At 68.1% G+C, this 21,178-nt stretch carries 24 protein-coding genes; 3 read left to right on the plus strand and 21 right to left on the minus strand.

Features of this window, described 5'->3' with window-relative positions:
• Nucleotides 1–7: 7 nt before the first annotated feature.
• The 16 genes from WD026_RS06910 to WD026_RS06985 all read right to left on the minus strand — a co-directional run bounded on the left by WD026_RS06910 (nt 8) and on the right by WD026_RS06985 (nt 14,667).
• Nucleotides 8–385, minus strand: a complete 378-nt coding sequence (locus WD026_RS06910) for a DUF4845 domain-containing protein (RefSeq protein WP_425722889.1) — start codon at nt 383–385, stop codon at nt 8–10.
• 24 nt (nt 386–409) lie between these two features.
• Nucleotides 410–1,375: a signal peptidase I gene (gene lepB, locus WD026_RS06915; protein WP_425722890.1), complete on the minus strand. Its 966-nt coding sequence runs from the start codon at nt 1,373–1,375 to the stop codon at nt 410–412.
• A gap of 11 nt (nt 1,376–1,386) precedes the next feature.
• A complete protein-coding gene (gene lepA, locus WD026_RS06920) occupies nt 1,387–3,198 on the minus strand; it encodes a translation elongation factor 4 (RefSeq protein ID WP_425722891.1) in 1,812 nt (603 codons plus the stop codon).
• A gap of 526 nt (nt 3,199–3,724) precedes the next feature.
• Nucleotides 3,725–5,209, minus strand: a complete 1,485-nt coding sequence (locus WD026_RS06925) for a DegQ family serine endoprotease (RefSeq protein WP_425722892.1) — start codon at nt 5,207–5,209, stop codon at nt 3,725–3,727.
• 63 nt (nt 5,210–5,272) lie between these two features.
• The gene (locus WD026_RS06930; protein ID WP_425722893.1) at nt 5,273–6,358 is read right to left on the minus strand and encodes a MucB/RseB C-terminal domain-containing protein; all 1,086 of its coding nucleotides are present in this window, start codon (nt 6,356–6,358) and stop codon (nt 5,273–5,275) included.
• 6 nt (nt 6,359–6,364) lie between these two features.
• Nucleotides 6,365–7,021 (minus strand): sigma-E factor negative regulatory protein, encoded by a 657-nt coding sequence (locus tag WD026_RS06935; protein WP_425722894.1) that lies wholly within the window; start codon nt 7,019–7,021, stop codon nt 6,365–6,367.
• A gap of 29 nt (nt 7,022–7,050) precedes the next feature.
• Complete coding sequence (gene rpoE, locus WD026_RS06940; protein ID WP_086119174.1) at nt 7,051–7,692, minus strand: RNA polymerase sigma factor RpoE; 642 nt, start codon at nt 7,690–7,692, stop codon at nt 7,051–7,053.
• Nucleotides 7,689–8,192 carry a hypothetical protein gene (locus WD026_RS06945; RefSeq protein WP_425722895.1) on the minus strand — a complete coding sequence of 168 codons (504 nt, stop codon included), beginning with the start codon at nt 8,190–8,192 and terminating at the stop codon, nt 7,689–7,691. The genes rpoE and WD026_RS06945 overlap by 4 nt, the downstream gene beginning before the upstream one ends.
• Before the next feature lie 19 nt (nt 8,193–8,211).
• The gene (gene fabF, locus WD026_RS06950; protein ID WP_425722896.1) at nt 8,212–9,456 is read right to left on the minus strand and encodes a beta-ketoacyl-ACP synthase II; all 1,245 of its coding nucleotides are present in this window, start codon (nt 9,454–9,456) and stop codon (nt 8,212–8,214) included.
• 7 nt (nt 9,457–9,463) lie between these two features.
• Nucleotides 9,464–9,703: an acyl carrier protein gene (gene acpP / locus WD026_RS06955; protein WP_086119172.1), complete on the minus strand. Its 240-nt coding sequence runs from the start codon at nt 9,701–9,703 to the stop codon at nt 9,464–9,466.
• Between the two features lie 102 nt (nt 9,704–9,805).
• On the minus strand, nt 9,806–10,567 hold the full coding sequence (gene fabG, locus WD026_RS06960) for a 3-oxoacyl-ACP reductase FabG (protein WP_425722897.1): 762 nt from the start codon (nt 10,565–10,567) through the stop codon (nt 9,806–9,808).
• A 17-nt stretch (nt 10,568–10,584) separates the two neighbouring features.
• A complete protein-coding gene (gene fabD / locus WD026_RS06965; RefSeq protein WP_425722898.1) occupies nt 10,585–11,535 on the minus strand; it encodes an ACP S-malonyltransferase in 951 nt (316 codons plus the stop codon).
• A 39-nt stretch (nt 11,536–11,574) separates the two neighbouring features.
• Nucleotides 11,575–12,552: a beta-ketoacyl-ACP synthase III gene (locus WD026_RS06970; protein ID WP_425722899.1), complete on the minus strand. Its 978-nt coding sequence runs from the start codon at nt 12,550–12,552 to the stop codon at nt 11,575–11,577.
• A 57-nt stretch (nt 12,553–12,609) separates the two neighbouring features.
• The gene (gene plsX, locus WD026_RS06975; RefSeq protein WP_425722900.1) at nt 12,610–13,671 is read right to left on the minus strand and encodes a phosphate acyltransferase PlsX; all 1,062 of its coding nucleotides are present in this window, start codon (nt 13,669–13,671) and stop codon (nt 12,610–12,612) included.
• Between the two features lie 129 nt (nt 13,672–13,800).
• Nucleotides 13,801–13,983 carry a 50S ribosomal protein L32 gene (gene rpmF, locus WD026_RS06980; RefSeq protein WP_005794249.1) on the minus strand — a complete coding sequence of 61 codons (183 nt, stop codon included), beginning with the start codon at nt 13,981–13,983 and terminating at the stop codon, nt 13,801–13,803.
• Between the two features lie 114 nt (nt 13,984–14,097).
• Nucleotides 14,098–14,667 carry a YceD family protein gene (locus tag WD026_RS06985; protein WP_425722901.1) on the minus strand — a complete coding sequence of 190 codons (570 nt, stop codon included), beginning with the start codon at nt 14,665–14,667 and terminating at the stop codon, nt 14,098–14,100.
• 89 nt (nt 14,668–14,756) lie between these two features.
• Between WD026_RS06985 and WD026_RS06990 the strand changes: the two genes are divergently transcribed.
• Together WD026_RS06990 and WD026_RS06995 are read left to right on the plus strand one after the other, a co-directional pair.
• Entirely contained in the window at nt 14,757–15,341 is a 585-nt protein-coding gene (locus WD026_RS06990; RefSeq protein WP_425723212.1) for a Maf family protein, read from the plus strand.
• The gene (locus WD026_RS06995; protein ID WP_425722902.1) at nt 15,338–16,117 is read left to right on the plus strand and encodes an SAM-dependent methyltransferase; all 780 of its coding nucleotides are present in this window, start codon (nt 15,338–15,340) and stop codon (nt 16,115–16,117) included. The genes WD026_RS06990 and WD026_RS06995 overlap by 4 nt, the downstream gene beginning before the upstream one ends.
• A 27-nt stretch (nt 16,118–16,144) precedes the next feature.
• On the opposite strand, the gene galU is transcribed toward WD026_RS06995, so the two are convergent.
• The 5 genes from galU to WD026_RS07020 all read right to left on the minus strand — a co-directional run bounded on the left by galU (nt 16,145) and on the right by WD026_RS07020 (nt 20,335).
• Nucleotides 16,145–17,032 (minus strand): UTP--glucose-1-phosphate uridylyltransferase GalU, encoded by an 888-nt coding sequence (galU, locus tag WD026_RS07000; protein ID WP_425722903.1) that lies wholly within the window; start codon nt 17,030–17,032, stop codon nt 16,145–16,147.
• 84 nt (nt 17,033–17,116) lie between these two features.
• Nucleotides 17,117–18,118, minus strand: a complete 1,002-nt coding sequence (locus WD026_RS07005) for a S49 family peptidase (RefSeq protein WP_425722904.1) — start codon at nt 18,116–18,118, stop codon at nt 17,117–17,119.
• 42 nt (nt 18,119–18,160) lie between these two features.
• The gene (locus tag WD026_RS07010; RefSeq protein ID WP_425722905.1) at nt 18,161–18,535 is read right to left on the minus strand and encodes a Rieske (2Fe-2S) protein; all 375 of its coding nucleotides are present in this window, start codon (nt 18,533–18,535) and stop codon (nt 18,161–18,163) included.
• Nucleotides 18,536–18,546: 11 nt separating this feature from the next.
• Entirely contained in the window at nt 18,547–19,212 is a 666-nt protein-coding gene (locus WD026_RS07015; RefSeq protein WP_425722906.1) for an HAD family hydrolase, read from the minus strand.
• Nucleotides 19,213–19,228: 16 nt separating this feature from the next.
• A complete protein-coding gene (locus WD026_RS07020) occupies nt 19,229–20,335 on the minus strand; it encodes an S-(hydroxymethyl)glutathione dehydrogenase/class III alcohol dehydrogenase (protein WP_425722907.1) in 1,107 nt (368 codons plus the stop codon).
• Between the two features lie 275 nt (nt 20,336–20,610).
• Here WD026_RS07020 and WD026_RS07025 point away from each other — a divergent pair, with 275 nt between their 5' ends.
• Complete coding sequence (locus tag WD026_RS07025) at nt 20,611–21,159, plus strand: hypothetical protein (protein WP_425722908.1); 549 nt, start codon at nt 20,611–20,613, stop codon at nt 21,157–21,159.
• The last annotated feature ends 19 nt before the right edge of the window (nt 21,160–21,178 follow it).

The following is a 21,178-nucleotide window of genomic DNA, read 5'->3' on the forward strand; positions in this document are numbered from 1 at the left end:
CGACCGGTCAACGCGACGAACCCTCGTACTTCATCACCAGCCAGGCCGGGCCGGCCAGGTGGATTTCGCGGGTGTACGAGAAGCTCACCACCACCGCATTGCCGGCCTTGGTGACGTTGATGTCGGTGCCCTTGATGGAGGTGATGTTGTCGATGGCCGCCGCCTTGTCGAACAGGCTGCGCACCTCGGCCACCGTGCTGCCCTGCGAAGCCTTGACCGACGCCTTCTGGATGGCGAGGTACTCCACGTAGGTGGGGAACACCTGGGCGGCCACCAGCGCTGCCATGGCGACCAGGATGCCGACCACCAGAAGACCGACGAAGGTCAGGCCGCGCTGGCGCTGCTGCGAGGTCGAAGCGAGGAAAGGGCGATGTTGCAGGCGCATGCAGAAAGCTCCCTGTTGACGTTGTCACTCGAAACGGCCGATCCGCCCGGGGTCGCTGAAATTCATCCAGACGAAGAAGGCCTTGCCCACGATGTTTGCCTCGGGAACGAAGCCCCAGAAGCGCGAATCGAGCGAATTGTCGCGATTGTCACCCATCATGAAGTAGTGACCCGGCGGCACCTTGCAGGTCACGCCTTCCACCGTGTAGCGGCAGGCATCGTTGAAGGGAAACTCGGTGGCACCCGGCACGAAGGCCGGACGGTCGTCGTCGTTGAGGGTGTTGTAGCTCTTGTCGCCCACGGTTTCGCGGAACTGCCGCGAGAACCGCATGGTGTCGCGGTCCAGGAAGTCCGGCAGGGCCTCGCGCGGCACCGGCTGGCCGTTGATGGTGAGCTTCTTGTTGAGGTAGGCCACCTCGTCGCCCGGCACGCCGACCACCCGCTTGATGTAGTCCAGGCTGGGCTGGGGCGGGTAACGGAACACCATCACGTCGCCGCGCTGCGGCTGGTGGTTGTCGATGATCTTGGTGTTGAACACTGGCAGCCGCACGCCGTAGTGGTACTTGCTGACCAGGATCAGGTCGCCGACCCGCAGCGTGGGGATCATGGAACCCGACGGAATCTTGAACGGCTCGAACAGGAAGGAGCGCAGGATGAACACCGCCAGGATGACCGGGAACAGGCCGGCGGTCCAGTCCAGCCACCAGGGCTGGGCCAGCAGTTTCTGTCGCGCCGATTCCAGGCCCGGGTCGGCCTGCGCGAAACCCTGGGCGCTCAGGGCCTGCTGGCGTTGCTGCTGCTCATCCACCAGCTGCTGCGCGGCCTTGCGGCGCGCCGGCAGGAAATACAGCTTTTCGGCCACCCAGTACAGACCGGTCACCAGCGTGGCCAGCATGAGCAGCAGGGCGAAGTTGCCTTCCACCGCGCCGGTGTACCAGGCGCCCGCGTAGGCGACGAACGCCGCCAGCACCACGGCGGTGAGGGTTCCCATGGCCGCCGGCATCACTCTTCCACCTGCAGGATGGCCAGAAACGCTTCCTGGGGCACCTCGACCGAGCCGATCTGTTTCATGCGCTTCTTGCCTGCTTTCTGTTTCTCGAGGAGCTTGCGTTTGCGGGTGATGTCACCGCCATAGCATTTTGCCAGCACGTTCTTGCGCAACGCCTTGATGGTCTCGCGGGCGATCACGTTGCCGCCGATGGCGGCCTGGATGGCCACGTCGAACTGCTGGCGGCTGATGATCTCGCGCATCTTGGCGGCCACGGCGCGGCCCCGGTACTGCGACTGGGTGCGGTGCACGATGATGGACAGCGCGTCCACCTTCTCGCCGTTGAGCAGCATGTCGACCTTGACCACGTCGGACGCCCGGTACTCCTTGAACTCGTAGTCCATGGAGGCGTAGCCCCGGCTCACGCTCTTGAGCTTGTCGAAGAAGTCCAGCACGATCTCGCCCAGCGGCATGTCGTAGGTCAGCATGACCTGCTTGCCGTGGTAGGCCATGTTGAGCTGCACGCCGCGCTTCTGGTTGGCCAGCGTCATGACCGCACCCACATATTCCTGCGGCATGTACAGATGCACCGTGACGATGGGCTCGCGGATCTCCTCGATGCGGCCGGCGTCCGGCATCTTGGAGGGGTTCTCCACCATGATGACTTCGCCGTCGCCCTTGACCACCTGGTACACCACGCTGGGCGCGGTGGTGATGAGGTCCTGGTCGAACTCCCGCTCCAGCCGCTCCTGCACGATCTCCATGTGCAGCAGGCCCAGGAAGCCGCAGCGGAAACCGAAGCCCAGCGCCTGCGACACCTCGGGTTCGTAGCGCAGCGCCGCATCGTTGAGCTGCAGCTTCTCCAGCGCATCGCGCAGCTGGTCGTACTCGCTGGCCTCGGAGGGGTACAGGCCGGCGAACACCTGGGGCTGCACTTCCTTGAAGCCGGGCAGCGCCTCGGTGGCGAAGGCCAGGTTGGCGCCGCTGCTGGTCTTGATGGCGGTCACCGTGTCGCCCACCTTGGCGGCCTTGAGCTCCTTGATGCCCGCAATGATGTAGCCCACCTCGCCGGCTTCGAGCGATTCGCGCGGCTCGTTGTGCGGGGTGAACACGCCCAGCTTCTCGGCGTTGTAGAGCGAGTCGGTGGCCATGAGCTTGATCCTGTCGCCCTTGGCCAGGCGACCATCGACCACACGGACCAGCATGACCACGCCCACGTAGTTGTCGAACCAGCTGTCGATGATCATGGCGCGCAGCGGCGCATCCGGATTGCCACGCGGCGCCGGCACCCGGGCCACCACCATCTCCAGGATGTCTTCCACACCCATGCCGGTCTTGGCCGAACACGGCACGGCGTCGGTGGCGTCGATGCCGATGACGTCCTCGATCTCCTGCTTGGCGTTGTCCGGATCGGCCTGCGGCAGGTCCATCTTGTTGAGCACCGGCAGCACCTCCACCCCCAGGTCGAGGGCGGTGTAGCAGTTGGCCACCGTCTGGGCTTCCACGCCCTGGCTGGCATCCACCACCAGCAGCGCGCCTTCGCAGGCACTGAGCGAACGGCTCACCTCGTAGGAGAAGTCCACATGGCCCGGGGTGTCGATCAGATTGAGGTTGTAGACCTGACCATCCCGCGCCTTGTATTGCAGCGCGGCCGTCTGTGCCTTGATGGTGATGCCGCGCTCCTTCTCCAGGTCCATGGAGTCGAGCACCTGCTCGCTCATCTCGCGGTCGGAGAGTCCGCCGCAGCGCGAGATGATGCGGTCGGCCAGCGTCGACTTGCCATGGTCGATGTGCGCAATGATGGAGAAGTTGCGGATGTGGTTCATCAGGTCGGACAGGCACACGGTCGGCGGCCATCGCACAAGGAACGCGACGTCCGCCAAGGACATAAAAAAGGGCGCGTCAGCTGCTGACGCGCCCGTAACCAACAATCAATGGCAACTGCGATAGTTGGGGTTTCATTGTAGGCAAAAAGCCCGTGGCGCACAGCCGCCAACCCCTCGCAGCGCCTTGTCGCAGGGCAGCAACAGGGCAATTTATCTACAGCTTGTCCACAGATCGCCCCACACCTCGGCAAGCCGTCTGTGGATGATCGGTGGACACCTGCCGGGCCTTCCACATCATGGATTCGACCCAGCGTTGGAGCACTGAATCGTGCGCAATGGACCCGAATTTTATCGATAACCGGAGGGTCACCCGGCCAATAGGTCAGTGAACGCCCACATGACACCGCCAATTACCGACTGACGGGTCATTAAAGACTGTGGCGAATCGACCACCCGCCCCGAACCTGACCCGAAAACCGGAAAGCCTGCGGGGGTATTGCCCCCGCCGACCCCCGGCACCACCGCCTCAGCGCTGCGGCCGGATCACGGCGTACTGCGCCCAGTCGCCCCGGCGGAACAGCACGGTGACCGGTCGCGCCTTGTCGATGCGCGCCATGACCGTCTCCACCTCCTTGGCCGACGCCACCTCGGTGTTGCCGATGGCCAGGATCACATCGCCCTCGCGCAGGCCGGCACGCGCCGCTGCACCATCGGCCGATGCGATGCGCACGCCGCCCTTGAGACCCAGTTCCTTGCGCTCGGCGGCCGTGAGTTCGGCCAGCGCCAGACCCAGGTTCTGCAGCGCCGGCGTCACCGGTGCGGCCTTGGGCTCGGGGGCAGAGGCGCGGGTCTCGGGACGGTCGGGCTCCAGCTCGGCCACGGTGATGGACAGATCGCGCTGGCTGCCACGGCGCAGCACGGTCACGCTGCTGCGGTTGCCCGGCTTGGTGTTGCCCACCATGCGCGGCAGATCGACCGACTTCTCGACCTCCTTGCCGTCGAACTTCAGGATGATGTCGCCCGGCTCGATGCCGGCACGCGCGGCCGGCGAGTCGGGCTCCACGCCCCGCACCAGCGCACCCTTGGGCTGGCCCAGGCCGAGCGACTCGGCCACTTCCTTGCTGACCTGGTCGATCTGCACGCCGATGCGGCCACGCGTGACGCGGCCGTTGGCCTTGAGCTGGTCGGACACCCGCACCGCCTCGTCGATGGGGATGGCGAACGAGATGCCCTGGAAGCCACCGGAACGCGAGTAGATCTGGCTGTTGATGCCGACCACCTCGCCACGCATGTTGATGAGCGGACCGCCCGAGTTGCCGGGGTTGATGGCCACGTCGGTCTGGATGAAGGGCAGGAAGTCGCCGGTGTCGCGCTGCTTGGCACTCACGATGCCGGCGGTCACGGTGTTCTCCAGGCCGAAGGGCGAACCGATGGCCATCACCCACTCGCCCACCTTGAGGCGGTTGACGTCACCGATCTTCACCGGCGAGAGGCCGGTGGCCTCGATCTTGACCACGGCCACATCGGTGCGCTTGTCGGCGCCGACCACGCGGGCCTTGTACTCGCGCTTGTCCGGCAGCGTGACGATGAGCTCGTCGGCACCGTCCACCACGTGGGCATTGGTCATGATCAGGCCGTCGGAACTGAGCACGAAGCCCGACCCCACACCACGCGGGCGCTCCTCGGGCTGGCCCTGCCCCTGGCGCGGGCCGCGCGGGGTCGCACCGGGCGGCACCGGAATGCCGAAGCGGCGGAAGAATTCGAGCATCTGTTCGTCCGGGCTGCCCGCACCCGACGACGGATCGCGGCGCTCCAGCGTGCGGATGTTCACCACCGACGGGCCGACCATGTCGACCAGTTCCGTGAAGTCCGGCAGACCTCGCACCACCGCAGACTGCGCCTGCACCGGCTGGTGGTGCATGAGCACGGCGGTGCCGCCGGCCGACAGGACGGCGGTGGCCAGCAGCACCGGCAACAGGCCACGAACAGAACGACGTTCAGACAGGTTCATCGACTTCCTCTTGATGTGTGCACGGGCGAAGGGCCGCCCGCAGGCCACTCGGGAGCGGTCCGGTCAGGGTCGGGCGCGTTCCAGCGATCGTGTGAAGCGCTTGAGTGTGGCGCGAGGCACTTCACCCAGCGCGGTGACCCAGTATTCCCCCACGCGGCGGCTGACCGACTGGGTCGCGCCCATGGTGGCGGCTTTTTCCTGCAGGTGCTGACGCGGGTCGTAGGGCTCCACGAACAGGGAAACCGAGGCCAGGCCGTCCGAGAACACCCACTGCATGGGCGCAGAACCGCCCTTGGCGGAGGCCTCGGTCTCGCGCACATGGCAGCTCATGGAGCTGAAGCCCGGCACCGGCTCCTTCAGGCGCCAGCCCTGGGCCTCTGGCGTGGTCTTCTTCAGGGTGGGACGCACCACCTCGTAGCCGCGCGTGTCCTTCATGGAGGCGGCCAGCTTGTCCATGCTCACCGGAGCGTCGAGCTGCAGTTCGGTGAAGGCCACCTGCTCCAGCACGGCGCCCTGAGGCCCCAGGGTCTGCAGCTTGACCACCAGACCGGTGCCCTGCTCCGACCAGATGCGGTAGCCGAAACGCAGGTCGTCCTTGGGCAGGATCTCGACCATGTCGGCCAGGTGACCGGCGATGCGCTGGTGGCCCAGCTCGCGCACCGAATAGAAACCGGGAATCAGGTTCTCGGGGGTGCGCAGCATGTCCGGGAACAATCCCAGCGACTCGCGCTTCTCCACCACCGCCGTACGCGACTCGGGGATGAAGGTGATGACCTCGTTGTCACGGCGCAGCGTGGTCCGGGGTTCGCCGGTGAGCGTGTCCACCCGCTCCATCTGACGGGTGCCATCGCACACATGCCAGATCTTGGAGGCCGACATGGACGCACCGGCCGTGACCACCAGGGTTCCGGTATAGGCCCGCATGCGCGATGCCTCGTGCATGCGGGTGAGCCATTCATTGATGCTGCGCACCGGCGTCTGGGCCGTGCCTGTCGGCCCTTCCGCCCAGGCGGGCACCAGCGTGCCGGTGGCCACCGCCGTCAGCGCAGCGGCGACCCAGCGGCGCCACGGATGGTGCCCGGGCATGTTGGTACGCAAGGCCAGGAACGGACGACGGCGGGCAGCCGGAGACACAGCAATCGGGGTCATGGCCGGTCAGCGTCCTTCCCGGTCGTAGGTGGCATTGCGCAGGAAGCCGGTGGGCGCCTGCAGCGCCGTCATGCCGCCGAACTGGCGATGTTCGTTCAGCAACTGCTCCAGCTGGGGATCGCGCACCACGGCGCCCTGTGGCGTCATGACCAGCACGGCCTCCGGCGGGTCGGCATCGCCCGGGTTGCCGGCAGGCGCCTGCACCAGCACCGGAGCCGCAGTGCCCGGCACGCCGGCCGGTGCACCGGCACCCATCAGGTTCCAGCTCACGGCCATCACGGCCGCCAGCGATGCAAAGCCGGCCACCATCTTCCAGCGGAACACGCCGTCGTTGGCGGCCGGCATGCGCACCGGCAGCGCCGCCACGGCCGGCTGCAACACCCGCTCGGGCTGGGTCAGAGGGGCTTCCTGGGCAATACCGGCACGCACACGCGCCAGAAACTGTTGCGGATCGCTGCAGGAACGCGCCGCTGGCATGCCGCTGCGCAGGATGTCGCCGATCAGCTCAAAGCGCTGCAGCGTTTCGGCCGCCTCGGCATCCAGTCCGGCCAGGAGCCGGTCCAGCTCGTCGGCCTGCGCATGCGCGTCAACCAGCACGGACAGGCATTCATCCCGCCCGGTGACAGCGTCGGGTCGGCTCGTGGGTTGTTGGGTTGCGTTCATGGTGTGTCCCTCGACAGATGAGCCCGCCGTCACCAGCGTTTGCCCCCCTGACGTTCCAGCATGGGCTTGATGCGCCCGGAAATGGCCTCTCGTGCGCGGAAGATGCGGGAACGGACGGTACCGATCGGGCAGTCCAGCGCTTCTGCGATCTCTTCGTAACTCATGCCCTCGATCTCCCGCAGGGTGATGGCCATGCGCAACTCTTCCGGCAGCGACTCCATGACGGCATTCACCGCCTCGGCAATCTCCTTGCTGGCCAGCACCGCATCGGGCGTCTCGGTGTCGGCCATTCCCAGGCTTGGTTCGCGTTCAGGCCCGGAAGTTTCATCGTCGTCGCCGGATTTGAGCTGGGAAGGGAAAACCAGCGGGTCGCGTTTCAGCTCCAGCAGTTGCTTCTTGGCGGTGTTCACCGCGATCCGGTACAGCCAGGTGTAGAACTGGGCGTCGCCGCGGAACTGGGCCAGTGCCCGATAGGCCCGGATGAAGGTTTCCTGGGCGATGTCCTCGACCAGATCGACATCGCGCACCATGCGGCCGATCAGCCGCTCGACCCGGCGCTGGTACTTGATGACCAGCAACTCGAAGGCGCGCTGCTCGCCCGCCAGGGTGCGCTGCACCAGCATGACGTCGCTGTCAGGTGGAGGCGGAGCGGTGTGATCTTCCGGTGTCATGCGCGCGGGAATATAACCGAACGGTCCACAGCATCAGGGTTTCCCCGGGATGCCCACACAGCACGGCGCAGGTCCGGCCAACGCGAGGGATCGTGCGCGGCGCTCAGCCAGATCCAGCGCGGCACGCCGTTGCGGGCATCGCCGATCACGCGGATCAGCCAGCTCGATCCCAGGTCCAGCACACCGCGCACCCGGCAAGGCTCGCACTGGAGCCCCTGACACCAGAGCCAGCCCTCACCCGGCAGGCCGGTCGCATCGGGCTGCCAGCGCAGCAGACCGTGCGGTGAATGGCGCCAGCGGCGCCAGGACGCCAGGCACCACACCAGGGTGAGCACCGTCAGCAGGGCCGGCCCTCCAGGGGGCTGCACATCGGCATGGCGCAGCCACCAGAGCAGGCGCTCGACCATCATGGCCACCAGAGCCGCACCCAGGAAACCCCAGCACCAGGCCCATCCAGCAAAACGCCCCACCGGGTAGTCCACGGGTGGGGCGTTGTGCATGGGCGTCGGCGGGGTGCCGTCAGATGCGCCGGAACACCAGGGTGCCGTTGGTGCCGCCGAAACCGAAGTTGTTCTTGACGGCCACATCCACCTTCGCATCCCGCGCGGTGTTGGCGCAGTAGTCCAGGTCGCACTCGGGGTCCTGGTTGAAGATGTTGATGGTGGGCGGGATCTTCTGGTCGTGCACCGCCATGACGGTGAACACGCTCTCGATGCCGCCGGCACCACCCAGCAGGTGGCCGGTCATGGACTTGGTGGAGCTGACCACGATGCGGCGGGCATGTTCGCCCAGCGCCGCCTTGATGGCCTGGGTTTCGTTGATGTCGCCCAGGGGCGTGGAGGTGCCGTGGGCGTTGAGGTAGTTCACCTCGTCGGCGTTCACGCCGCCGTTGCGCAGGGCATTGATCATGGCGCGGCGGGGGCCGTCCATGTTGGGCGCCGTCATGTGGCCGGCGTCGGCACTCATGCCGTAGCCCGCCAGTTCCGCGTAGATGCGGGCACCGCGCGCCTTGGCGTGTTCGTACTCTTCCAGCACCAGCACGCCGGCACCCTCGCCCAGCACGAAGCCGTCGCGGTCCTTGTCCCAGGGGCGGGACGCGGTCTTGGGGTCGTCGTTGCGGGTGGACAGGGCGCGCATGGCGGCAAAACCGCCGATGCCCAGGGGCGAGACGGTGGCTTCGGCGCCACCGGCCACCACCACGTCGGCGTCGCCATATTCGATCTTGCGGGCCGCCTCGCCGATGCAGTGCAGGCCGGTCGTGCAGGCCGTCACCACCGCCAGGTTCGGCCCCTTGAAGCCGAAGCGCATGGACACGTGGCCGGAGATCATGTTGATGATCGAGGCCGGCACGAAGAACGGCGAGATGCGGCGCGGGCCGCGGTTCGTCAGTTCGGTGTGGGTGTCCTCGATCAGCGGCAGACCGCCGATGCCCGATCCGATGATGCAGCCGATGCGTGTGGCCGTTTCCTCATCCAGCGCCTCGCCCGTGGGCAGGCCGGCGTCCACCACGGCCTGATGGGCCGCAGCGATGCCGTAGTGGATGAAGGTGTCCATGGTCCGTGCCTCCTTGGCACCGATGTAGGACTCCAGATCGAACCCCTTGACCTCACCGGCGAACTTGCACGCAAAGTTCGACGCATCGAACTTGGTGATCAGGTCGATACCGGATTGTCCGGCCAGGAGATTGGCCCAGGCATCGGCCACCGTGTTGCCCACGGGGCTGATGCAACCCAGGCCGGTCACGACGACACGGCGACGGCTCATGCTGGGATCAGCCCTTCTGGTGGGCCAGCGCGTAGTCGATGGCGTTCTGCACGGTCGTGATCTTCTCGGCGTCTTCGTCGGGGATCTCGATGCCGAATTCGTCTTCCAGCGCCATCACCAGTTCGACCGTGTCGAGCGAGTCGGCACCCAGATCGGCCACGAAGGCTTTCTCGTTGGTGACCTGACCTTCTTCCACGCCAAGCTGCTCGGCGATGATTTTCTTGACGCGTGCTTCGATGTCGCTCATATGTCCCTCGGGGGGTTGGTTGAAATACAGTCCGCCATTTTAGCCGGGCCTAGAGAGTTCTCCCCAGACACGGTGGCCGGGCGGGCATCGGCCGCAATGGCATCAGGCCATGAACATGCCGCCGTTGACGTGCAGTTCCTGGCCGGTGATGTAGCCCGCCTGCGGGCTGGCCAGATAGGCCACCGCATGGGCGATGTCGGCCGGCTTGCCCAGATGCCCCAGCGGGATCTGGCCCAGCAGTGCCTGCTGCTGGGCTTCGGGCAGCGAGGCCGTCATGTCGGTCTCGATGAAGCCGGGGGCCACGCAGTTGACGGTGATGTGGCGGCTGCCCAGCTCGCGGGCCAGGGCGCGGGTCATGCCGGCCACGCCGGCCTTGGCGGCCGCGTAGTTGGCCTGGCCCGGGTTGCCCGACGCCCCCACCACGCTGGTGATGCTCACGATGCGGCCGTAACGCTGCTTCATCATGGGACGCATCACGGCACGGCTCATGCGGAAGACGGCCTTGAGGTTGGTGTCGAGCACTGCGTCCCAGTCGGCGTCCTTCATGCGCATGGCCAGGGTGTCGCGGGTGATGCCGGCGTTGTTCACCAGCACGTGCAGCGCGCCGTGGGCCTGCACGATGCTGTCGATCAGGGCCTCGGCGGCGGTGGCGTCGTTCACGTCCAGGCAGGCACCGCGCGATCCGGCACCGGCGCCCGGCACGGCGGCCAGTGCAGCACCGATGCGGCTGGCGCCGTCTTCGGTGGTGGCGGTGCCGATGACGGTGAGTCCTCGGGCGGCGAGTTCCTGGGCGATGGCCGCACCGATGCCGCGCGAGGCGCCGGTGACCAGGGCGATCTGGCCCTTGAAAACAGAATCGGTCATGGGAATGTCTCCGGAGTTCAGGCCAGGGCGGCCTTGACGTCGGCCAGGGTGGCCGGGTCGTACAGGGCCAGCCCCTGCAGCTCGGCGTCGATGCGCTTGACCATGCCGGCCAGCACCTTGCCCGGGCCGCACTCCACCACGTGGGTCACGCCACGGGCCTTGATGGCCTGCACGCACTCCACCCAGCGCACCGGACCGAAGGCCTGGCGGTAGAGAGCGTCGCGGATGCGGTCGGCATCGGTCTCGATGGCCACGTCGATGTTGTTGATGACCGGCACCAGGGCCGGGGCCAGCACGGTGGCGGCGAGCTTCTCGCGCAGCTTGTCGGCGGCCGGTTTCATGAGGCTGGAATGGAACGGGGCCGACACCGGCAGCGGCAGCGCACGCTTGGCGCCGTTGGCCTTGAGCACTTCGCAGGCCTTCTCCACCGCAGCCTTGCTGCCGGCGATCACGGTCTGGGCCGGGTCGTTGAAGTTGACGGCCTCCACCACCTCGCCGCTGCCGGCGCCGAAACTGGCCTGCGCCTCGGCACAGCCGGCGCGCACCCGCTCGGCGTCCATGCCCAGGATGGCGGCCATGGCGCCGGTGCCCACGGGCACGGCCTCCTGCATGGCAGCCGCCCGGAAACGCACCAGCGGCGCGGCCTGGGCCAGCGTCAGGGCACCCGCCGCCACCCAGGCGGTGTACTCACCCAGGGAATGACCGGCCATCACGGCCGGCATGGCGCCGCCTTCGGCACGCCACACGCGCCAGGCGGCCACGCCGGCCACCAGCATCACCGGCTGGGTGTTGGTGGTGAGCGCCAGGGCTTCCTTGGGGCCTTCGTGGATCAGGCGACCGATGTCTTCGCCCAGGGCATCGGAGGCTTCCTGCAGGGTGTCGCGCACGACGGGGTGGTCGCCCCAGGCGTCCAGCATGCCCACGGCCTGCGAGCCCTGGCCGGGAAAGACGAAAGCAGATGAACTCATGGTGTTGATCGGAAAAAGTTGAGCGGAGGGTCGGACCGGTCAGAAATCCACCAGCACCGCGCCCCAGGTGAAGCCACCGCCCACGCCTTCGAGCATGAGCGTGTCGCCCGGCTTGACCTGCCCGGCACGCACCGCATGGTCCAGCGCCAGCGGGATGGAGGCGGCCGAGGTGTTGCCATGCTGGTCCACGGTGACCACCACCTTGTCCATCGGCAGCTTGAGCTTGCGGGCCGTGCTCTGCATGATGCGGATGTTGGCCTGGTGGGGAATGAGCCAGTCGATGTCGGCCTCGGTACGGCCGGCCTTGGCCAGCACGGCACGGGCAGCCTCCTCCAGCACGCCCACCGCCAGCTTGAACACCGCCTGACCGTCCATCTTGAGCACCGGGTCGCCCAGGATCTGGCCGCCGTTCACATGGCCGGGCACACACAGGATGCCCACATGGCGGCCATCGGCGTGCAGGTCGGTGGCCAGGATGCCCGGGGTGTCGGACGCCTCCACCACCACCGCGCCGGCACCGTCGCCGAACAGCACGCAGGTGGTGCGGTCGTTGAAGTCGAGCAGTCGCGAGAACACTTCCGAGCCGATCACCAGCGCCTTGCTGGCCGAACCGCTGCGGATCATGGCGTCGGCCACCGTGAGGGCATAGACGAAGCCGCTGCACACCGCCTGCACGTCGAACGCCGGGCAGCCGGCCAGACCCAGCTTGTGCTGAACGATGGCGGCAGTGGACGGGAACACCATGTCCGGCGTGGAGGTGGCCACGATGATCAGGTCGATGGACGCCGGATCGGCGCCGGCCGCCTCGATGGCGCGGCGGGCGGCCTCGGTGGCCAGATCGCTGGCGAACACGCCGTCGGCCACGAAGTGCCGGGCGCGGATGCCGGTGCGTTCCACGATCCAGTCGTCACTGGTCTCCACGCCGCGCGCCGCCAGCAGGTCGACCATGTCGGCGTTGGTGAGGCGGCGGGGCGGCAGGCAGCTGCCGGTTCCGGTGATGCGGGAATGACGTGTCATGGGACTGCAGTCGGTTCGGGACGGTCGGATCGGTCGGGCGGCCTGCGCCGCCGGGGATCAGATCGTCGGAATGTTCTTCAGGGCGCCAGGCACCGAATCCGGGACCAGCAGGGGCGCGGCGCGGGCGATGCGGTCGCGGACGTTGTCCAGCATGCCGCGGTGGGCGGCATCATAAGCGCGCCCCAGCGCCTGTTCGAAGGCAAATGCGTCGGCCGAGCCGTGGCTCTTGAACACCAGGCCCTGCAGGCCCAGCAGGGCAGCGCCGTTGTAGCGCCGGTGATCCACCCGCTTCTTGAAGGAAGAAAGCACCGGATAGGCCACGATGGCAGCCAGTTTGCGCCAGATGCTGCTGGAGAACTCTTCCCGCAGGAAGCCGCCGATCATCGACGCCAGACCCTCGCTGGCCTTGAGCGCCACATTGCCCACGAAGCCGTCGCACACCACGATGTCGGTGGTGCCCTTGAAGATGTCGTTGCCCTCGATGTTGCCGGCGAAGTTCAGATCGCCCGAAGCCGCCGCATCGCGCAGCAGCTGGCCGGCCTTCTTGATGGTCTCGCTGCCCTTGATGACCTCTTCGCCCACGTTGAGCAGGCCCACCGACGGCTCGGGTTTGCCGGTGGCCGCGGCCACCAGGGCAGACCCCATCACCGCGAACTGCAGCAGGTGTTCGGCCGAACAGTCGACGTTGGCGCCCAGATCGAGCACGGTGGTGGCGCCACCCCGGGCATTGGGCATCTGCGTGGCAATGGCGGGGCGGTCGATGCCGTCCAGCGTCTTGAGCACATAACGGGCGATGGCCATCAGGGCGCCGGTGTTGCCGGCGGACACGGCCGCCTGGGCCTGTCCTTTCTTGACCTGCTCGATGGCCACACGCATCGAGGAGTCCTTCTTGCGCCGCAGCGCGACCTCGACCGGGTCGTCCATGGTCACCACCTCGGTGGCGGTCACCCACTCCACCCGGTCGTGCCGGGCCAGCTGCGGCCATTCACTGGCCAGGTCGGGCCTGCCGACCAGCAGCAGGCGGGCCTGCGGGTGGCTGGCGAGAAACGCGGCACAGGCGGGCATCGTGACCTGCGGCCCGATGTCTCCCCCCATGCAATCCACAGCGACGGTGATCATCTCAACATCCCGAGTGGACGCTGCCGAGCGCCCTTGCAAAAAAAAGACCCGCATGCGTCATGCGGGCCTGTGTCTGCCGGACTGCCAGGGGCCACGCGCAGGCGCAGCCGTGCCGGCTGGCGCCCGGAATCAGGCTTCGGACTTGTTCTTCAGGACCTGGCGACCACGGTAGAAGCCGTTGGGGCTGATGTGGTGACGCAGGTGGGTCTCGCCGGTGGTCGGCTCAACCGCGATGCCCGGCACGTTCAGGGCGTTGTGCGAACGGTGCATGCCGCGCTTGGAGGGGGACTTCTTGTTCTGCTGGACGGCCATGATGGGCTCCTGTGTTTCGGTGAGGCCTGACGGGTCGGTCAGACGGACGCTGGCGCAAAGCCAAGCATTATAGCCCGAAGGTGCGCCGGGTCCATGGCCCCACGCCCGGCCATGTCAGCCGGGCGTCTTGCCCCGCAGGCGGGCCAGCTCCGCGAACGGATGGGGGCGCTCGGCCTTCGCTTCGGTATCGGGAGCAGCATCGCCCAGCGGAACGGGCTCAGGACAGGTGTCGTGCATGGGCACCAGGGGCAAGGACATGAGCAGTTCGTCCTCCAGCACGGCGATCATGTCGGGCCGGGGTTCCAGGGCCAGCAGGTCTTCCTCGCAGTCGTCGTCCTGGGCTTCGGCGGCGGCCTCGTCGGCCACGAAACGGAACCAGCGGTCCACGTCCAGCGGCGTGTCGACCGGGCCCAGGCAGCGCTGGCAGGTCAGGGGCACGGTGACGCTGGCCGTCAGGTGGAGCCAGACATCGGGTTGCTGGCCGGCGCGCGGCTCGCGCAGTTCACCCCGCAGCGTCCAGGCCACCTGGCCCTGGAGCGGCGCATCGTGCGGAAGGTGAAGGTCTTCGGCCAGGCGCGCCAGCTCGGTCAGCGCGGTCTGCCCTTCGAGCACGGCATCGGCCTGGGCGAACGCGGCGGCATCCAGCCGGGACGGGTTCCAGACGGTGCGGGTCGGTTTGTTCATGGGGCGGCAGTGTAGTGGAGCGGTGGAGAATGCAGGGCATGAGCGAAGCCGACCTGTCCGAAACCACGCCCGTCTTCCGGCGTGGCCCCATGCCCGAACGACTCCTGATCCTGGGGTCCACCTCCCGCTACCGGCGCGAGCTGCTGGAGCGGCTGGCCCTGCCCTTCGAGGTGGTGGCGCCCGAGGTGGATGAGACCCCCCTGCCCGGCGAATCGCCGCGCGACCTCGCCCTGCGGCTGGCCCGGGCCAAGGCCTGGGCCGTGGCCCGCCGGCATCCGCAGGCGGTGGTGATCGGCAGCGACCAGGTGGCCGACCTGGCGGGCGAGCCGCTGGGCAAGCCGGGCGACCATGCCAGGGCTGTGGCCCAGCTGCGCCGCATGCGCGGGCGCACCGTGGTGTTCCAGACCGCGCTGGCCGTGGTGTGCGAGGCCACCGGGTTCGATTCGGTGGAACTGGCGTCGGTGCAGGTGGTGTTCCGCGACCTCTCCGACGCGGAGATCGAACGCTATCTACGCACCGAGCAGCCCTACGACTGTGCCGGCAGCGCGCGCAGCGAGGGCCTGGGCATCTCGCTGCTGGAGCGCATCGACAGCGACGACCCCACCGCGCTCATCGGCCTGCCCCTGATCCGCACCTGCCGATTGCTGCGCGCGGCCGGCATGACGCTGCCATGAGCCGGGGCCGCCTGTTCCTGGTGCCCACGCCGCTGGATTTCGGCGTGGACACCAGCCTGCCGATGACCGACTGGCTGCCCGACGCCACGCTGCGCACCGCCAGCGGCCTGACCCACTGGATCACCGAAAACGCCAAGTCCACCCGGGCCTTCCTCAAGCGGGTGGACAGCGTCCATGCCCTGGCAGCGCCGCTGCAGGCCCAGCACATCGCCGAGCTGCCCCGTGCCGCCCACAAGAAGGGCGATCACCGGCCCGATGCCGAACTGGACCGCGCCGCCCGCGCCCTGCTGGAGCCGGCGCTGCAGGGCCACGACATGGGACTGGTCAGCGAGGCCGGCATGCCGGCCGTGGCCGACCCGGGCAGTGCGGTGGTGCGCGCCGCGCACGCGCTGGGCATCGAGGTGTGTCCGCTGACCGGTCCGGTGTCGCTGATGCTCGCGCTGGCCGCCAGCGGGCTCAATGGTCAGCAATTCGCCTTCGTGGGTTATGTGCCGCAGGACAGTGCCGAGCGCAGCCAGCGCCTGCGGGCCCTGGAGGCCACGGCTCTGCGCCTGCAGCAGGCCCAGCTGCTGATCGAGACGCCCTACCGGAATGCGGCGCTGCTGGCCGCCCTGGTGCAGACGCTGCAGCCGGGCACGCGGCTGGCGGTGGCGGCCGGGCTGGGCCTGCCGACGCAGGCCATCCGCAGCGCCACCGTGGCCGACTGGCGCCAGCACCCGGGCTGGGCCCAGGCCCTGCCGCTGGACCTGCCGGCGGTGTTCATGCTGGGCGGCTGACACCCGCCGCCCGACCGGCCCGCCCGGTCAGCCCATGACCCTGGCCAGGTGCGCCCGCACCGAAGCCGACAGGTCGGGGTTGGCCAGCGCCAGGTCGATAGTGGCCTCCAGAAAGCCTTCCTTGCTGCCGCAGTCGTAACGGCGGCCCTCGTAGCGGAAGGCCTGGACCTTTTCGGTGCCGATCAGCGCGGCAATGCCGTCGGTGAGCTGGATCTCGCCACCGGCCCCGCGCGGCTGCCGGCGGATGCTCTCGAACACCGCCGGGGTGAGGATGTAGCGACCGGCCACGGCCAGCGTGGACGGGGCCTGGTCGGGATGGGGCTTTTCCACCATGCCGAACACCTCGGCCAGCGGGGCGGTGGCGCCGCGCACGTCGACCACGCCGTAGCGGCGCGTGTCGGCCCGGGGCACGTCCTGTACCGCCAGCACCGTGCCCGGGCTGCGGGCAAAGGCATCGACCATCTGGCCCAGCACGGTGGGGCCGCCCTGGAGCTGGTCGCGCCCCATCATCAGGTCGTCGGCCAGCAGCACCGCAAAGGGCTGATCGCCCACCAGGCGCTCGGCGCACAGCACCGCATGGCCCAGCCCGAGGGCGCGGGGCTGGCGCACATAGAACACGTCCATGTCGTCGGGCTTGATGGAGTGCACCAGCTCCAGCAGAGCGCCCTTGCCGGCAGCCTCCAGTTCGGCCTCGAGCTCATAGGCGGTGTCGAAGTGGTCCTCGATGGCGCGCTTGTTGCGGCCGGTGACGAAGATCATCTCGCGGATGCCGGCCGCGTAGGCCTCTTCCACCGCGTACTGCATGAGCGGCTTGTCCACCACCGGCAGCATTTCCTTGGGGATGGCCTTGGTGGCCGGCAGAAAGCGGGTGCCGAGACCACCGACGGGGAACACGGCCTTGCGGATGGGCGTCATGCGGGGAAGTCCTCCAGATCAGGGAAAACCCGGGATCTTAGGGAGTCCCGGTTTCCCCCGCTTCCCCGGACGTATCCGGACGTTTCAGCGCAGCTGCACCCCGGCGGCGCGGGCGGCGTGGAACATGCCCTCGCCCACGCTGGCGCCGAAGCGCTTGGCCAGGCGCAGACCCACGTTCTCGCGGTGGGTGTAGTCCACGATGTCCTCGGCCTTGACGATCTCGCGGGCCACGAAGTCCAGGTTGCCCAGGCCGTCGGCCAGGCCCAGCTGCACCGCCTGCTGGCCGCTCCAGACCAGGCCGCTGAAGGTGTCGGGGCCTTCCTTCAGCCGCTCGCCACGGCCCTTCTTGACCACGTCGATGAACTGGGCATGGATCTCGCCCAGCATGGACTGGATGTAGGCGCGCTGCTTGTCGTCCTGCGGGCTGAAGGGATCGAGCATGCCCTTGTTCTCGCCGGCGGTCATCAGGCGACGCTCGATGCCCAGCTTGTCCATCAGGCCGGTGAAGCCGAAGCCGTCCATGAGCACGCCGATGCTGCCCACCAGGCTGGCCTTGTCCACGTAGATCTCGTCGGCCGCGGCGGCGATGTAGTAGGCCGCCGAGGCACAGGTTTCCTCGACCACGGCGTACACCTTCTTGTTGTGCAGCGCCTTCAGGCGGGTGACCTCGTCGTTGATGATGCCGGCCTGCACCGGGCTGCCGCCGGGCGAGTTGATCAGCAGCACCACCGCCTGGGAGCCGCTGTCTTCAAAGGCCGACTTGAGCGAGCCCACGATGTTCTCGGCACTGGCCTCGGCGCCGTCGGCGATCTCGCCCTTGACATTGATGACCGCCGTGTGCGGCGAGCTGCTGGAGGTGGAGCTGGCTTCGGCCGAGTAGATCAGCCAGACCACCGCACCGAACAGCACCAGCCACATCAGCCGGGTGAACAGCCGCCAGCGGCGCACCGACTGCTGCTCGCGCAGGGTGGCGAACAGCAGCTTCTCGATGGTCTCCCGCTCCCAGCCGGCAGGGGCCGTTGCGGGGGCCGCCGACGGTGCGGCTCGGGCCGGCTTGTCGGCGTCCAGGGGTCCGGGAGACGTCATGGGAAAGGGGTCGTGTTCGTTCATGGGGGAGTGCCCGCAGGCTCAGAATTCAACGGGTTTGAACGGGTATTGTGAACGCCAGTGGACCACGCCACGGTCCTCCACCAGCTCGATCTTGACCAGACCGCCCCGGCAGGGGCCGCCCTGGCAGGCACCGGTGTCGGGCGCGTAGTGGGCACCGTGGGTGGCGCACAGCAGCCAGCGGCCCGAATCGTCGAAGAACCGGTCGGGCTGCCAGTCCAGCTCCATGGCCACATGGGTGCAGCGGTTGAGATAGGCGTGCACCCGCCCCTGCCAGCGGATGGCAAAGGCCCGGCAGGTCTGGCCGGCGTGGTTGATGTCGAACGGCACCGCCCGACCGCCGTCCTGCAGGTCGGCGCTGTTGCACAGCGGGATCAGGTCGTCGGCGGGGGACATGGCCGGTCACCTCAGGCGTGGTCGTCGAGCCAGCGCTGCAGCTCGGCCACCGAATGGGCCACGGCCAGCGGCTGCAGTTCGGCAAACGTGGCGGGCTCGTGCGCGCCATAGCTCACCGCCACGCTGGCGCAGCCGGCGTTGAGCGCCATCTGCAGGTCGTGGGTGGTGTCGCCGATCATGAGGGTGCGCTCGGGCTCGACGCCGAACTCCCGCATGAGCTCGTGCAGCATGCGTGGATGGGGCTTGCCGGCGGTCTTGTCGGCGGTGCGCGAGCCGTCGAACATGCCTTTGAGCTCGACCGTGTGCAGCACCTCGTCCAGGCCGCGCCGGCTCTTGCCGGTGGCCACCGCCAGCCAGTGGTGGCGCTGGCGCAGGCGCTGCAGCAGGGGCAGCACACCGTCGAACAGCGACAGGTCGTTGTGGTGCGCCATGTAGTGGTGGCGGTAACGCTCGCCGAGCTGGGGGTAGCGCTCGGGGGGCACGTCGGGCGCGGCATGGGCCAGGGCCTGCATCAGGCCCATGCCGATCACGTAGCGCGCCGCCTCGTCGCTGGGCACGGTGCCGCCCACATCGGCCACCGCCAGCTGGATGCAGCGGGCGATGACGGCGGTGCTGTCGTAGAGCGTGCCGTCCCAGTCGAAGGCGATCAGGTCGAAGCGGCGGGGACGCTCGGTCATGTCGGTGCGGGCCCGGTCAGTACTCGACCACGGTGCGGATCGACTCGCCGCGCTTCATGAGGTCGAAGCCTTCGTTGATGCGCGAGAGCGGCAGCTTGTGGGTGATGAGGTCGTCGATGTTGATCTTGCCTTCCATGTACCAGTCGACGATCCTGGGCACGTCGGTCCGGCCGCGGGCGCCGCCGAAGGCCGAGCCTTCCCACTTGCGGCCGGTGACCAGCTGGAACGGGCGGGTGCTGATCTCGGCACCCGCCTCGGCCACGCCGATGATGATGCTGCGGCCCCAGCCCTTGTGGGTGCACTCCAGCGCCTGGCGCATGACCTGGGTGTTGCCGATGCATTCGAAGCTGTAGTCGGCACCGCCGTCGGTGAGCTGGACGATGGCATCGACCACATTGGGCACTTCCTTGGGGTTGATGAAGTGCGTCATGCCGAACCGGCGCGCCATGGCTTCGCGGGCCGGGTTGATGTCGATGCCGATGATCTTGTCGGCACCCACCATCTTTGCACCCTGGATCACGTTCAGGCCGATGCCGCCCAGGCCGAACACGGCCACCGTGGCACCCGCCTCCACCTTGGCCGTGAACAGCACGGCGCCGATGCCGGTGGTCACGCCGCAGCCGATGTAGCAGACCTTGTCGAAGGGCGCGTCCTCGCGGATCTTGGCCAGGCTGATCTCGGGCGCCACGGTGTAGTTGCTGAAGGTGCTGGTGCCCATGTAATGGAAGATGGGCTTTCCGTCGATGCTGAAGCGGCTGGTGGCATCGGGCATCAGGCCCTTGCCCTGGGTGCCGCGGATGAGCTGGCACAGGTTGGTCTTGCGGCTCAGGCAGAACTTGCACTGGCGGCACTCGGGCGTGTAGAGCGGAATCACGTGATCGCCCTTCTTCAGGCTGGTCACGCCCGGGCCTACGTCCACCACGATGCCGGCGCCCTCGTGGCCCAGGATGGCCGGGAAGATGCCTTCGGGATCGGCGCCACTCAGGGTGTAGTAGTCGGTGTGGCAGATGCCGGTGGCCTTGATCTCCACCAGGACCTCGCCGAACTGGGGGCCTTGCAGGTCGACGGTCTCGATGGTCAGGGGTTGCCCGGCTTTCCAGGCGACGGCGGCTTGCGTTTTCATGCTGATGTGAATCTGAAACGGATGGGTGCTGAAGGGATGCCGGTGAGGGTACCGCAGAACCCATGGCCCCACGGCGACAGACGGAAGGATCCAGCCGCACCAGCGGCAAGGGCGCTGGCGCCCGTCGGCCACAGACCTGTGTCCGGAGGTAAGGCGTGTTCAAAGCGGCAGGATTGCGTGATAACCAGGCCACCACGGCCCCGGTTCGGAACTACACTCCGGCCGGTCGAGCGATTGCCCCACGGCGCCCCACCCGACCTTGCGAGGTTCCACCCATGAAAGACATTCCGCCCGCCCCCCTGCCCGCCCAGCCCGGCGCAGGCCACTCTGCACTCCGCCGGCCCTGGGGCTGGCTGGGCGCTGCCACTGCCGTGCTGCTGGCCTCCTGCGCCGCGCCGCTGCCGCCGGCACCGCCGCCGCCGCCCCCTCCCCCGCCGCCTCCGCCCCCGTCGGTGGCAGCACCCAAGCCCAAGCTGGTGTCGCAGGCCAGCTCGCCGCTGGAGTACCGCAAGGACGGCGCCCAGCACATCTACAAGCTCAACAGCGAGCGCATCTACAAGGGCCAGCTGCCACCCCTGATGCACGCCGTGGGCGTGCTGCAGGTGGAGGTGGATCACCTGGGCGAGGTACGACAGCTCAACTGGATGCGCGCGCCCAGCCATGTGCCCGAGGTGATGCGCGAGATCGAACGCACCGTGCGCTCGGCCGCCCCGTTTCCGGCGCCGGTGCGCATGGGCCGGGTGACCTACACCGACGTGTGGCTGTGGGACAAGAGCGGCCGCTTCCAGCTCGACACCCTGACCGAAGGCCAGCGCAACAAGTGAAGGCCTTGGGCCTGCTCCC

The organism is Hydrogenophaga sp. R2 (assembly GCF_049843595.1).
Classification (GTDB): domain Bacteria; phylum Pseudomonadota; class Gammaproteobacteria; order Burkholderiales; family Burkholderiaceae_C; genus Hydrogenophaga.

Coding starts and splice junctions, on each gene's coding strand:
- WD026_RS07015 (WP_425722906.1), bottom strand. CDS start 19,212: ATGACCGAGCGTCCCCGCCGCTTCGACCTGATCGCCTTCGACTGGGAC.
- WD026_RS06945 (WP_425722895.1), bottom strand. CDS start 8,192: ATGCACAACGCCCCACCCGTGGACTACCCGGTGGGGCGTTTTGCTGGA.
- WD026_RS06995 (WP_425722902.1), top strand. CDS start 15,338: ATGAGCCGGGGCCGCCTGTTCCTGGTGCCCACGCCGCTGGATTTCGGC.
- WD026_RS06910 (WP_425722889.1), bottom strand. CDS start 385: ATGCGCCTGCAACATCGCCCTTTCCTCGCTTCGACCTCGCAGCAGCGC.
- rpoE (WP_086119174.1), bottom strand. CDS start 7,692: ATGACACCGGAAGATCACACCGCTCCGCCTCCACCTGACAGCGACGTC.
- WD026_RS06970 (WP_425722899.1), bottom strand. CDS start 12,552: ATGACACGTCATTCCCGCATCACCGGAACCGGCAGCTGCCTGCCGCCC.
- WD026_RS06935 (WP_425722894.1), bottom strand. CDS start 7,021: ATGAACGCAACCCAACAACCCACGAGCCGACCCGACGCTGTCACCGGG.
- acpP (WP_086119172.1), bottom strand. CDS start 9,703: ATGAGCGACATCGAAGCACGCGTCAAGAAAATCATCGCCGAGCAGCTT.
- WD026_RS06985 (WP_425722901.1), bottom strand. CDS start 14,667: ATGAACAAACCGACCCGCACCGTCTGGAACCCGTCCCGGCTGGATGCC.
- fabG (WP_425722897.1), bottom strand. CDS start 10,567: ATGACCGATTCTGTTTTCAAGGGCCAGATCGCCCTGGTCACCGGCGCC.
- fabF (WP_425722896.1), bottom strand. CDS start 9,456: ATGAGCCGTCGCCGTGTCGTCGTGACCGGCCTGGGTTGCATCAGCCCC.
- WD026_RS07020 (WP_425722907.1), bottom strand. CDS start 20,335: ATGAAAACGCAAGCCGCCGTCGCCTGGAAAGCCGGGCAACCCCTGACC.
- lepB (WP_425722890.1), bottom strand. CDS start 1,375: ATGGGAACCCTCACCGCCGTGGTGCTGGCGGCGTTCGTCGCCTACGCG.
- galU (WP_425722903.1), bottom strand. CDS start 17,032: ATGACGCCCATCCGCAAGGCCGTGTTCCCCGTCGGTGGTCTCGGCACC.
- plsX (WP_425722900.1), bottom strand. CDS start 13,671: ATGATCACCGTCGCTGTGGATTGCATGGGGGGAGACATCGGGCCGCAG.
- WD026_RS07010 (WP_425722905.1), bottom strand. CDS start 18,535: ATGTCCCCCGCCGACGACCTGATCCCGCTGTGCAACAGCGCCGACCTG.
- rpmF (WP_005794249.1), bottom strand. CDS start 13,983: ATGGCCGTCCAGCAGAACAAGAAGTCCCCCTCCAAGCGCGGCATGCAC.
- WD026_RS07005 (WP_425722904.1), bottom strand. CDS start 18,118: ATGACGTCTCCCGGACCCCTGGACGCCGACAAGCCGGCCCGAGCCGCA.
- fabD (WP_425722898.1), bottom strand. CDS start 11,535: ATGAGTTCATCTGCTTTCGTCTTTCCCGGCCAGGGCTCGCAGGCCGTG.
- WD026_RS07025 (WP_425722908.1), top strand. CDS start 20,611: ATGAAAGACATTCCGCCCGCCCCCCTGCCCGCCCAGCCCGGCGCAGGC.
- WD026_RS06925 (WP_425722892.1), bottom strand. CDS start 5,209: ATGAACCTGTCTGAACGTCGTTCTGTTCGTGGCCTGTTGCCGGTGCTG.
- lepA (WP_425722891.1), bottom strand. CDS start 3,198: ATGAACCACATCCGCAACTTCTCCATCATTGCGCACATCGACCATGGC.
- WD026_RS06930 (WP_425722893.1), bottom strand. CDS start 6,358: ATGACCCCGATTGCTGTGTCTCCGGCTGCCCGCCGTCGTCCGTTCCTG.
- WD026_RS06990 (WP_425723212.1), top strand. CDS start 14,757: ATGCCCGAACGACTCCTGATCCTGGGGTCCACCTCCCGCTACCGGCGC.